This window comes from Roseomonas indoligenes, from assembly GCF_017813365.1.
In the GTDB taxonomy this organism is placed as follows: Bacteria; Pseudomonadota; Alphaproteobacteria; order Acetobacterales; family Acetobacteraceae; genus Roseomonas; species Roseomonas indoligenes.
Genome location: NZ_JAGIZA010000012.1, coordinates 149436 through 161082 on the forward strand (window position 1 = coordinate 149436; position 11647 = coordinate 161082).

Annotated in this window: 9 protein-coding genes; 1 reads left to right on the plus strand and 8 read right to left on the minus strand. The window is 71.9% G+C overall.

Translation table 11 applies throughout. The annotated features are described in order from the left end of the window. Positions 1–58 precede the first annotated feature (58 nt). The 7 genes from J5Y10_RS18815 to J5Y10_RS18845 all read right to left on the minus strand — a co-directional run bounded on the left by J5Y10_RS18815 (position 59) and on the right by J5Y10_RS18845 (position 8267). Positions 59–961 (minus strand): alpha/beta hydrolase, encoded by a 903-nt coding sequence (locus J5Y10_RS18815; protein ID WP_209375633.1) that lies wholly within the window; start codon positions 959–961, stop codon positions 59–61. A 54-nt stretch (positions 962–1015) separates the two neighbouring features. Further along, complete coding sequence (locus J5Y10_RS18820; protein ID WP_209375634.1) at positions 1016–2224, minus strand: M20 aminoacylase family protein; 1209 nt, start codon at positions 2222–2224, stop codon at positions 1016–1018. Positions 2225–2256: 32 nt separating this feature from the next. Next, on the minus strand, positions 2257–3492 hold the full coding sequence (locus J5Y10_RS18825; RefSeq protein ID WP_209375635.1) for an MFS transporter: 1236 nt from the start codon (positions 3490–3492) through the stop codon (positions 2257–2259). A gap of 125 nt (positions 3493–3617) precedes the next feature. Further along, a complete protein-coding gene (gene cysK / locus J5Y10_RS18830; protein WP_209375636.1) occupies positions 3618–4532 on the minus strand; it encodes a cysteine synthase A in 915 nt (304 codons plus the stop codon). Between the two features lie 75 nt (positions 4533–4607). After that, on the minus strand, positions 4608–5780 hold the full coding sequence (locus J5Y10_RS18835; RefSeq protein ID WP_209375637.1) for an MFS transporter: 1173 nt from the start codon (positions 5778–5780) through the stop codon (positions 4608–4610). A 122-nt stretch (positions 5781–5902) separates the two neighbouring features. Continuing rightward, entirely contained in the window at positions 5903–6952 is a 1050-nt protein-coding gene (locus J5Y10_RS18840) for an MBL fold metallo-hydrolase (RefSeq protein WP_209375638.1), read from the minus strand. A 7-nt stretch (positions 6953–6959) separates the two neighbouring features. Then, positions 6960–8267 (minus strand): erythromycin esterase family protein, encoded by a 1308-nt coding sequence (locus tag J5Y10_RS18845; RefSeq protein WP_209375639.1) that lies wholly within the window; start codon positions 8265–8267, stop codon positions 6960–6962. A gap of 192 nt (positions 8268–8459) precedes the next feature. Here J5Y10_RS18845 and J5Y10_RS18850 point away from each other — a divergent pair, with 192 nt between their 5' ends. Further along, positions 8460–10259 (plus strand): thiamine pyrophosphate-requiring protein, encoded by a 1800-nt coding sequence (locus J5Y10_RS18850; RefSeq protein ID WP_209375640.1) that lies wholly within the window; start codon positions 8460–8462, stop codon positions 10257–10259. Between the two features lie 101 nt (positions 10260–10360). Here the strand turns inward: J5Y10_RS18850 and J5Y10_RS18855 are convergent, their stop codons facing one another. Then, on the minus strand, positions 10361–11647 hold the full coding sequence (locus J5Y10_RS18855) for an MmgE/PrpD family protein (RefSeq protein WP_209375641.1): 1287 nt from the start codon (positions 11645–11647) through the stop codon (positions 10361–10363).

Sequence of the window (11647 nt, forward strand, 5' to 3'; positions counted from 1 at the left end):
TGATACGCATTCTCAATACGGCGGGTGCTGGCATGGGGCAAGACCGATCGGCCCGCCCTCACCCGGCCGCGATCTCCTCGGGCGGCCGGCCGGTGGCCAGTGTCAGCGCGTCCGCGATGGCAAGCGGGATCATGGTGCCGTGGTTTTCCTCGGCCATGTCGCGGAAGCCCACCCGCAGCCCAGGGACCACGGCCAGGGCCGCCGCCGTCTCACGCCCGTTCGGCGGGCCCATCCGGGCAAGGCTCGCGGCCTGACCAGGGCGGCCGGAGATGGAAACGAGGAGGCGGAGCGGGCGGACCACGCGGCCGCCGGCGAGCCGCATCCCCGCCAGGAAGGCCGCCTGCTCGTCCAGGATCGACCGCCGGTTCCACCAGATGGAGGGGTCCGCCAGCGCGTAGGCCTCGAACATCTCCGGCCGGGTGAACAGGACGTGCAGCCCGAAGAGGGCGCCGAGCGAGTGGCCGAACAGCGTCCTCCGCCCGGGATCCAGGGGCATGCGGCGATCGAGTTCCGGCCGGAGGATCGTGTCGAGAAAGGTGAGGAAGGTGTCGCGCCCGCCCGTCTCCGGCGGGTTCTCCCGCCGCCGCTCGCCGAAGGTCTCGGCCACCGTCGGCGGGGTCAGGTCCAGGAAACGGTGGGCCAGGTTCAGGCGGCCGTCCCCGGGATGACCGATGCCGACCAGCGCCACCCCCTCCGCGCCAACCGCCTGCCGCGCGCGCAAGGCCATGGGAAACGTGATGTCTCCGTCCAGCAGCCAGAGGGAGGGATGCCCGCCGGCCGGTGCCGGCCCCTCCGGCCGGGCCAGGCGGATCCGCCACTCAGGCCCCTCCCCGTTCCCGAGGTCGAAAGTCTCGACGCCGGCGGGCTGCGGCGATGGGCCGGGTTGGGCTGCCAGGTCGCGCGCGAGAGCGAGAGTGGGCAGCGCGGCCAGCACCGCCCGTCGGGCGAGGTTGAGGTTCAATGCAGCCTCATCGGCACCTGCGGGCGCTGATGGCAGCGGCGCTGCGCCGCATCCTCATGCCCCCTGCCCTTCTGTCCCCGCATCTCCCAGGACGTGCCCGACAAGGCTGACCCAGTAGGCGGCGCCGATGGGGATCAGGGCGTCGTTGAAGTCGTATTTCGGCGTGTGGACGTGGTGGAAGCTGCCATCCTCCGCCACGCCGTTGCCGACGAGCATGAAGGCGCCCGGCCGTTCCTGCAGCATGTAGGCGAAGTCCTCGCCGGCCGTGATGGGCGGGAAGTCGGGGTCCACCATGCCCATGCCTGCCAGCGCGCCCGCGGCCCCGGCGGCGAGGGCGACGTGTTCCGCCGTGTTCACCAGTGCCGGATAGTCGTGGCGGTAGTCGACCTCCGCCGTGCAGCCGTGGGCGGCGGCGAGGGCTCCGGCCAGCTCTCGCAGGCGGCGGCCCATGATATCGCGCACCTCCGGCCGGAAGGAACGGCCGGTGCCGGAGACCCGCGCCTCGGAGGGGATGACGTTCGGTGCACGCGCGTCGCCGGCTGCGACATGCCCCACGCTGAGCACGCCCGTCTCCCGCGCAGGCAGGTTGCGGCCGATCACGCCCTGAAGGGCGGTGATGAAAGCCGCCATCGGCTGCGTGGGATCGGTAGCGCGGTGTGGCACGGCGCCGTGTCCGCCCGTGCCGCGGAAGGTTACGGACCAGGTGTCCACATTCGCCAGCATCGGGCCGGGGCGGATACCAAAGCGACCCAGGGGGAGGCCGGGCTCGTTGTGCAGGCCGAAGACCGCCTCCACGGGGAAGCGATCGAACAGGCCCTCCTCCACCATGCGGCGGCCGCCGCCCAGGCCTTCCTCGGCGGGCTGGAAGATGAAGTGGACGGTGCCCGCGAAATCCGGGTTCTCCGCAAGGTGCCGGGCGGCGCCGAGCAGCATGGTGGTGTGGCCGTCATGCCCGCAGGCATGCATCACGCCGGGGTTGGCGGAGGCGTAGGGCAGGTCCGTCGCCTCCTGGATCGGCAGGGCGTCCATGTCGGCGCGGAGGGCGATGGCGCGCTGGCCGGGACGGCGGCCCTTCAGCGTGCCGATGACGCCGGTGCCGGCGATTCCCTCCGCGACGGTCAGGCCCCACTCCCTGAGGCGGGATGCAACAAGGGCGGCGGTGCGACTCTCCTCGAAGCCCATCTCCGGGTGCCTATGGAGATCGTGGCGGATGGCGACGAGGTCGTCCTGCCCCTCCGCGAGCCGGTCGATCAGGTTCTTCATAGCGGAAGGTTCCTTGGGGCCGGAGCGAGCCGTCATTCCACCGGCCCCTGCACCGCGGCGGCGCGCGGGGCACGCAGCCCGACGGAGAGCGAGACGCCCAGGAGCATGAGACCGACGAGCAGGTAGGGCAGTGCGGGACCGGCCATGTAGAGCAGGCTTCCCGCCACCGGGCCGACGACCATGCCGAGCCCCTGCGCGGCGCCCGCGGCGCCCGCCGCCCCGCCCTGCTCCGACGCATCGACGGAGTTGGCCGCCATGGCGGTGAAGCCGGGAAAGACCCATCCCATCCCGGCCGCGGCGACGAAGTAGCAGGCGCTGAGCATCCAAGGCTGGTTCGCGAGGGCGACGGCACCGAAGCCGATCCCGGCGACAAGTGTGCCCGCGGCGATCATCCGTTCCGGCGCCAGCCGCAGGCGGGAGGCGATGGACTGGGAGATGACGAGCGCGACGCCCACCAGCATCAGCGCGGTGCTCGCGGCGCGCGCGGCGGCTTCCGGCGACAGGCCCAGCCGGTCCAGGGCGTAGAAGCCGATGCTGACCTGCGCGATGGCCACGCTGAACATCGCGGTGAAGCCCACGGCCAGGGCGTGACGCAGCCGGGGGTCGAGGAGGGAGATGGCCTTCCGCGCCGGTCGCAGTTGCGGCGGCTCGGCGGGCAGGCGCCACAGGAGAAAGAGGAGGGCGAGGAACGGCAGGGCGGCCGTGGCGATCAGGGGTGCGCTCAGCCCAAAGGGCACCAGCAGCGCCGCGATGGCCGGGCCGAGCACCAGCCCTGCCCCGCTGCCCGTGCCGAGCAGCGCCATGGCCGATGCGCGCCGTCCCGGCGGCACCCGGTCCGCGACGAGCGCGCCGCCGGCCGCCGGGATCGCCGCATAGGCACCGCCCACCAGCGCCCGGCCGATCACCAGCCCGATGAAGGCCGCCAGCGGCGGCACCGCGCCTTGCAGCACGCCGTGGATGAAGAGGCAGAGGGCCGAGTAGGCGATGGCGAAGCTGATCGCCCCGGTGAGGAGCACGGCCCGGCGGCCGTGCCGGTCGCTGGCCAGGCCCCAGGGCCGGGCGCCCAGCATCCACATCACGCCGGAAGCGGTGACGGCCAGCCCGGCCTGCCAGGGCTGCAGGCCGGCGACGCGCGCGATCGGGCCGATCAGGGCCACGAAGGCCATCATCGCTAGGCTGCCCGCGAAGGTCGTGACCATCAGCGGCAGGAGGACCTTCTCGGTCCTCAGCAGGGATGGCTCGCCCCTCCCATCGCCGTCGCGCGCCATTGCCGCCTCCGCTCGCTGCCAGGGCGATCGGCCTGGGCCACCCCGCGCCCTATTGCGGCCGTTGCGTGTGAATCGCAATACGCTCGGGCGAGGGCGGCAGCGCCCTGCGGAACGCCGGCCGGCGGCTATTCCGGCAGGAAGTCCGGCACCGAAAGGTAGCGCTCCCCCGTGTCGTAGTTGAATCCGAGCACCCGGGCGCCGGCCGGCAGTTCCTGCAGCTTCGCCGCGATCGCCGCCAGCGTGGCGCCGGAGGAGATGCCGACCAGCAGCCCCTCCTCGCGCGCGGAGCGGCGGGCATAGTCCTTCGCCTCGTCGGCCCCGACCTGGATCACCCCGTCCAGCAGCGAGGTATCGAGGTTCCCCGGCACGAAGCCCGCGCCGATCCCCTGGATAGGGTGCGGAGACGGCTGGCCGCCGGAGATCACGGGCGAGGCCGCGGGCTCCACGGCGAAGACCTTCAGGCCCGGCCACTCCGCCTTCAGCACCCGCGCGCAGCCGGTGATGTGGCCGCCCGTGCCGACGCCGGTGACCAGCGCGTCGATCCCTTCCGGGAAGTCCGCCAGAATCTCGCGCGCGGTGGTGTGGACGTGGACCTCCACGTTAGCGGGGTTCTCGAACTGCCCGGGAATCCAGGCGCCGGGGGTGCTGTCCTTCAGCTCCACAGCGCGGGCGATGGCACCCTTCATGCCCTTCTCGCGCGGCGTCAGGTCGAAGCTGGCGCCATAGGCGAGCATCAGGCGCCGCCGCTCCACCGACATGCTTTCCGGCATGACGAGGACAAGCTTGTAGCCTTTCACCGCGGCCGCCATGGCGAGCCCGATGCCGGTATTGCCGGAGGTCGGCTCGATGATGGTGCCGCCGGGCTTCAGCAGTCCGTCGCGCTCCGCCGCCTCGATCATCGCGATCCCGATGCGGTCCTTGATGGACCCGCCGGGATTCGACCGCTCCGACTTCACCCAGACCTCGGCCTCGGGGAAAAGGCGGCGCAGCCGGATGTGCGGCGTGCCGCCGATCGTCTCGAGAACGCTGTCAGCGCGCATGCCATCCTCCGGCCCGGTTCCGCATCGGGCGGGGGTTGCAGCACGGGCCAGGGCCTGGCGCAACGAGGGGCTCCCTCAGGGCGGCGCGACGGGCCTGCGGGAGGCCACGGCGGCGAAGACCACCATGCCCGCGATGGCCAGCGCGGCGAGGGCGAGGAAGGCCGGGGCATAGCCGCCGGCAACGCCCCAGGCCCAGGCCACCGCCAGAGGCCCGGCCGCCCGTGCCAGCGCATTGGCCGAGGAGAGCGCGCCGGAGATCGTGCCGTAGCGCGCCGTGCCGAACAGATGGACCGGCAACGCCCCCCGCATGATCGTCAGCACGCCGTTCGCCGCGCCGTAGAGCGCGACGGCCAACCCCAGCAGCGGCGCGCCCCATCCCAGCCCCAGGAGGGCGAAGGCCGCGGCCTGGGTCCCGAGCGCGAGCAGCGTCGCGGCGGGGACGGATAGGCGCCCGCCGGCGGCAAACTCCGCGACGCGCCCGGCCACCTGCGCCACCCCGACGAGCGAGGCGAGCAGCGCGGCGGAGGCGCCGAGCCCCCTCTCCTGCAGGAACGGGACGAGGTGGACGGCGATCGCGGCGCTTGCCGCGCCGATCACGGCGTAGACGAAGGCCAGGCCGGCGAAGCGCCAGCCCAGGGCCGGTCCATCCGCCGGAACCGGGGCGCCGGTGGCTGCCTTCCGGCCGCTTGCCCGGGGCAGCAGGGCGTGCGGCACGGCACAGGCGAGGTTGAGCAGGGCCAGGGCCGTGCAAGTGCCCCGCCATCCCACGGCATCCACCAGCCATCCCGTCACCGGCCAGAAGACGGTGCTCGCCAGCCCGCCGACGAAGGCCACCACGGCAATGCCCCGCCGCGCTTCCCTGCCGAAGGCGGCCGTCACGGCCGCGAAGGCCGCCTGGTACAGCACCGCGGCCATGGTCGCGCCGAGGCCAATCCACACGGCGTAAAGCTGCCAGGGCGCGGCCACCTTGCCTGCTAGGAAGAGCCCCGCGGCAGCGGCAACCGAACCCGCCACCATCACACGCCGCGCGCCGATCCGGTCCAGCAGGACGCCGATGGGAATGGCGGCCGCCGCTTCCGCGAGCAGGCCGGCCGAGAAGGCGCCGACCACGGCTTCCCGCGCCCAGCCGGTCTCCGCGATCAAGGCAGGCATCAGCACGGAAAAGGCGTAGAAGAGCGAGCCCCAATGGATGAGCTGGGTGACGCAGAGCGCCGCCGGCACGCGCCAGGGCAGGCCCGGCGCGCTCATCGCCGGCTCGGGGCTGCTGCGCCCCCTATTGGCTGGCAAGCGGCGTGAGCGGATGGCGGGACCAAGGGCATTCTCCGGTTCGCGCCGATTTTGCCGCGTCCGGAGGCGTCGCAGAAGGGTGGTCAGGGCTCCGCGGGGGAGCCGGCCTGGTCCGGCACGATGATCCCTGGCCCGGCAGCATCGGCCAGTTCCGCGAGGAGTCGAGCCTCCTGCCCGGCGTAGCGCGGTGAGAAGTGGAAAGGCTCCACCCGCCGCACCCCTGCTGCCCGCGCGATCTCCCCGGCGGCCCGGGTGGTGAGATGGCCGCGGTCCAGGGCGATGGCGGCGTCCGCGGCGGCGAAGGTCGCCTCGATGAACAGGGTGTCGGCGCCCTTGGCCAGGGCCGTGGCGGCGGCGCGGTTTTCCGGCCGGTCCGAAAAGTCGGTCAGGTAGGCCAGGCGCTGGCCTGGGGTGACGGAAACAAGGTCGCGAAGCGCTCCCAGCGACATCGCCGGCGCGCCCTGCGCGGGCGAGGGCCGGTCGAAGATGGGGATGGGGTGATCGTCCGGGCGCCCTTCCAGCACGGCCGCCTTCAGCCCGGCCAGCCAGGGGCCGGTCGGCAGGCCGCGCTCTTCCAGGCGGGTGCGCCAGACATTCAGGTGCGCCTCCTCCTCCAGCGCGAAGCCGAGGCAGGGCGTGCCGTGGTCCAGCACGGCAGCGCGCAGACGCAGAACCCCGCTCCGCAGCACCGTTCCCTCGGGGTCTACTGGGAGGGACGGCAGGGGTTCCGGCTGGAAATCGCCATGCAGGCGCAGCCGGGTGCGCGGCCAGGATGGTCCCTGCACCACTTCCGTGACGTCGAAGACCAAGTCGGCAGGGATGCGGGGCGCCAGGTTCCAGGTATAGGCCTGCAGTCGATGGAAGACGCGCTGCGCGAAGCCCGCCGGCCCAACCAGCGTCAGCCGCCTCTCCCGCCCGATCAGCGGGCGCAGCAGCGTGTCGAAGCCCGCCCAGTGGTCCATGTGGGCGTGTGAGACGGCCACGATCTCAACCCGCAGCAGGTGCCGAGGCGAGAGGGCGGAGAGGTCGCCGCAGTCGAGGAGCACGACGCCCGGCCGGTGCAGCGCCTCCACCAGCACGCCCGCGTCGCCCGTGCGCCCGTTCAGCAGGCGCGGGTGCAGGGTCGGGCTCATGGCGGGGTCAGAGGCCCGAGGGGAAGGTCTCCTCCGGCCCCTCCTCCGCTCGCGTGGGCAGCGGCGTCACCGCCTTGGTCTCATAGAACCAGACATAGGCATCGAACTGCCCGGTCAGGCTGCATTCGGTGTAGTGGCTCCAGCGCTCCGTTTCAGGCCGGTAGATCACGCCGATAAACCGCTCGAGCCGATCCTTCGCAAGCGCCCGGCGTAGCGGCTCGTGGACGCCCTCCCGCAGGTCCAGCAGGAAGCGCGGCACGCCGCTGTCATGCGCCAGCCGCTCGTAGCTGTCGGGGCGGGAGGGATTCACGCGTTTGACCTCCATAGGCTCGTCCCAGTCCGTGGCGCAGGCGACGGTGCCGGCATGGGTGCCGAAGCCGACGAGCGCAGCTTGATCCCCGAAGCGCTCGCGGCAGAGCTGACCGATGTTCAGCTCGCCGCGGTCCCGCCCCATCTCCGTCATGGCGGCGTTGCCGATATGGGAGTTGTGCGCCCAGACCACGGCCTTCGATCCCGGGCCCTTCGCGTCCAGCAGGGCGCAGAGCGTCTCGAACATATGGGTGTCGCGCAGGTTCCAGCTCGTCGCGCCGCCGTAGTACATGGCCCGGTAGTAGGCCTCCGCGTTCTTGACGAGGCGTGCGCTGGCCGTCGCGTCCAGGAAGTCCTCGCCGTCGCCGCGCGCGTAGTCCAGCCTCCGGTCCAGGATGTCGCGCAGCGTCTTCACCGCCGCCTCCTCGCAAGGTGCATAGCCGCGGGAAAGCGACATGCGGCCATAGCGCTCCGGCTCATTCATCCAGGGCATGAGGCAGCCGTAACGTTCCCGCGCGACCTTCGCTGCCTCCGGGTCCACGCGGTCCAGGTAGCCGAGAACTGCCTCGATCGAGCCGGCAAGATTGTAGAGGTCTAGCCCGTAGAAGCCGGCCTGCGCGCCGTCCGCCCGGTCCGCGTTCCAGGCGTGCATCCAGCCCAGGAAATCGGCCACATCCGTGTTGCGCCACATCCAGGTGGGGAAGCGGCGGAAAGGCGGCTCCGCACCCTCTTTCGGCGGGCCGCCCCTCACCTGGCGGTCGAGCACGGCGGCATCGGGCCAGTCCGCCTCCACAGCCACGACCGTGAAGCCGTGGCGCTCGACCAGCCGACGGGTGATGGCCGCCCGGGACCGGTAGAACTCGGAGGTGCCGTGGCTGCACTCGCCCAGCAGCACCACGCGCGCTTCGCCGAAGCGATCGAAGGCCTCCGCGAAGCCCGGCTCGCCCGGCTCGGGCAACGGTTCCGCCGCGTCCCGGATCAGGCCGACGATGGTGTCCGTCGTCATCTGGCTGCCTCCCTCTTTCCACTCAACAACGCCCGTTGAAAATGGCAGTCGCGGCCGGGGCTGCCCGCTAACCTTTGATGTGGCCCGATGAACCTTCGGCCACCGTGGCAACACCCGTGGCAGGGGCGGCGTTGACCGGCCACCGGCCTGTCGATGCGGCCGGAACCTGGCTTTCGCGCGGAAGGGTTCGGCATGGCGAAGACGGTGGGTGACCAGCTCTGGGAGAAGCTGACGGCTTGGGGGGTGAAGCGGGTCTTCGGCTACCCGGGCGACGGCATCAACGGCCTGCTCGGTGGGCTGAACCGCCACAACAAGGACGAGTCGAAGCAGATCGCCTTCGTGCAGGCGCGCCACGAGGAGATGGCGGCCTTCATGGCGGCCGCGCACGCGAAGTTCACGGGCGAGTTGGGCGTCTGCATCGCCACCTCCGGCCCCGGCGCGATCCATCTGCTCAACGGTCTCTATGACGCGCGCGCCGACCACCAGCCCGTGCTGGCGATCGTCGGGCAGCAGGCACGCGCCGCGCTCGGCGGGCACTACCAGCAGGAGGTCGACCTCGTCACGCTGTTCAAGGACGTGTCCCGGGACTTCGTGCAAATGGCCGCCGTGCCGGCCCAGGTGCCGCACCTGATCGACCGCGCGGCACGCATCGCCATCGCGGAGCGCACCATCACAACGCTCATCTTCCCCAACGACCTGCAGGAGCTGGAGGCGGTGGAGGAGATGCCGCGCCAGCACGGCTATATCCCCTCCGGTTCCGGCTACTCCTTCCCGCGCGTTGTCCCGGCCGAGGCCGACCTCCGGCGCGCGGCGGAGGTGCTGAACGCCGGCAAGAAGGTGGCGCTGCTCATCGGCGCGGGCGCGATGGGCGCGGCGGACGAGGTGATCGCGGTGGCGGACCGGCTGCAGGCCGGCTGCGCGAAGGCGCTGCTGGGCAAGGCGGCGTTGCCGGACGAGCTGCCCTGGGTGACGGGCTCCATCGGCCTGCTCGGCACGGAGCCGAGCTGGAAGCTGATGACCGGCTGCGACACGCTGCTGATGATCGGCTCCTCCTTCCCCTATTCGGAATTCCTGCCGGAGGTCGGCAAGGCGCGCGGCGTGCAGATCGACCTTCAGTCGCGCAATCTCTCCATCCGCTACCCAATGGAGGTGAACCTGGAAGGTGACTCCACGGAGACGCTGCGGGCGCTGCTGCCGATGCTGGAGCAGAAGAGCGACACGAGCTGGCGCGACGGGCTGACGGAAGACGTGCGCGGCTGGTGGAAGACGCTGGAGGATCGCGCCATGCAGCCGGCCGATCCCATCAATCCCCAGCGCGCGTTCTGGGAGCTCTCCTCCCGCCTGCCCGAGCGCTGCATCATCACCGGCGACAGCGGGTCCCACACCAACTGGTACGCGCGGGACGTGAAGCTGCGGCGGGGGATGATGGCCTCTCTCTCCGGCGGGCTGGCCAGCATGGGATCGGGCATGCCCTACGCGATCGGGGCGAAGTTCGCGCACCCCGACCGGCCGGTGCTGGCGATCTGCGGCGACGGTGCGATGCAGATGAACGGCATGGCCGAGCTGATCACGGTTGCGAAGTACTGGCAGGGCTGGTCCAACCCGAGCTTCGTCTGCATGGTCCTGAACAACCGCGACCTGAACCAGGTGACTTGGGAGCAGCGGGTGATGGAGGGCGACCCCAAGTTCGAGGCGACGCAGAGCCTGCCGGACATCCCCTACGCCCGCTACGCCGAACTTCTCGGCCTAAAGGGGATCGAGGTCAGTGACCCCGAGCGCCTGGGCCCCGCCTGGGAGGAGGCCTTCGCCGCCAACCGTCCCGTGGTGATCGAGGTGCGGGCCGATCCCAACGTGCCGCCGCTTCCGCCGCACATCACGATGAAGCAGGCGCTGGCCTTCGCGAAATCGATGGCGGGTGAGCCGGAGCTTGGCGGGGTGTTGCGGAACACCGTGCGGCAGGTGGCGAGCGCGATCCTCCCCGGGGGGTCGTGACGCGGCGCGACGGTAATTTTGCTGCAACGCTGGCCGGGTCTGGGCCAGCATGAGGCCGGTGCTGGCAGGGTCCTCGCGGATTGCCGGCAGAGCGCGCCAGCTCAGGCGATCAGGGCGTTTCCCGGCCGGGCGTCGAGGGGACCCAGCAACGCCGCGAGCGTGGCTTCCGCTGCCGCATCTGACAGGACGGTGCCGGCGTAGCGCCGGAACTTGGCCGCTGCCTCTTTGGCGGTCATCGGGCGATCGGGATCGCCCGTCACGCCGTTGACCGCCTCCTCCAGCGAGCGGCCGTCCGGCATGAGCAGTTCCAGCCGTGCGCCGCGCCGGCCCGGCGGCAGGGCGTGGTCTTCCAGCAGTTCGACGGCAGCCTCCATCGCGCGCAGGCGGGGGTCGGCCAAGGCGACTTCCGTATAGGCGGCGGGTCCAAGGTCGCCCTGCAACAGAGCGGCCGCCACTGCCCAGGAGAGGCTGAACTGGGCCGTGATTGGTGCAGCCGGGGCGCGGTTCCCTGCGTATTGCAGCGCCTCGGCATAGGTATGGAGGCGGATGCTGCGCGGCATCGTACCGCCCAGGTGCGGACGCAGCGCGAGTGCGGCAGCCGCCGCATAATGGGCGTGGCGCACACCGGCAAAGGGCTTGATGTAGGCCTCCTCGAGCAGCCAGATGCCCGGCGGCTCCACTTCGGCCGGGGACGAAAGACCGAGAGCCGTTTCCCGTGCGGTTGCGAAGCCGGACTCCGGTGCGTCCAGTCCCGCGACGGCGGCGGCGCCGGCGAGGCTGCCCAGCATCACCGCATGCGCGGGGTAGGTGTTGCGCCCATCCATGCCCGCGCTGATCGGGGCGTAGAGGCTGAAGGGAATCTGGCAGGCCGCGATCCGCACGGCGCGAGATGCGGCCGCCGGGTCCCCTCCCCCGAGTTGGGCCGAGGCGGCGGCGGCGCCGAGACTGTGCCACGCCCCGTCCACATGCATCCCCGGGCGGATGCGCCATGCCTCACCGGCGCGTGCCGCTATCTCATAGCCGAGCGCGTAAGCCGACAGCCCCTCGCCGAGCGTCGCTCCGCCGAGCAGGGCGGCGACCGCGAGCGGTGCGACTGCGAGCCCAGGCCGACCATGCGAGCGGGCAAGCCCTTCATTCGCCTCGTCCCACGGCATCGCGGCGGCGAGGACGGCGGCCGCGCCGGCCGGTCCCAGCGGCGGGCAGCCGGGCAGGCGCAGCACGCCGGGATGACTCGGGGCAAGGGCAGCGGCCATGGCGCGGGGCCGCCCATGGGCCAGCCCTGCCAGCGCGCAGCCGAGGCTGTCCAGCAGCAGGAGGCGCGCCGCGTGCTCGGCGGCGGAACCGGGCGGCGGGCCGTTCCAGGCCCAATCCACGGTCGGGCCGAACAC

Excerpts from the sequence above, each read along its gene's own strand:
- J5Y10_RS18835 (WP_209375637.1), bottom strand. The coding sequence starts at position 5,780 with ATGAGCGCGCCGGGCCTGCCCTGGCGCGTGCCGGCGGCGCTCTGCGTC.
- J5Y10_RS18825 (WP_209375635.1), bottom strand. The coding sequence starts at position 3,492 with ATGGCGCGCGACGGCGATGGGAGGGGCGAGCCATCCCTGCTGAGGACC.
- J5Y10_RS18840 (WP_209375638.1), bottom strand. The coding sequence starts at position 6,952 with ATGAGCCCGACCCTGCACCCGCGCCTGCTGAACGGGCGCACGGGCGAC.
- J5Y10_RS18850 (WP_209375640.1), top strand. The coding sequence starts at position 8,460 with ATGGCGAAGACGGTGGGTGACCAGCTCTGGGAGAAGCTGACGGCTTGG.
- J5Y10_RS18845 (WP_209375639.1), bottom strand. The coding sequence starts at position 8,267 with ATGACGACGGACACCATCGTCGGCCTGATCCGGGACGCGGCGGAACCG.
- cysK (WP_209375636.1), bottom strand. The coding sequence starts at position 4,532 with ATGCGCGCTGACAGCGTTCTCGAGACGATCGGCGGCACGCCGCACATC.
- J5Y10_RS18820 (WP_209375634.1), bottom strand. The coding sequence starts at position 2,224 with ATGAAGAACCTGATCGACCGGCTCGCGGAGGGGCAGGACGACCTCGTC.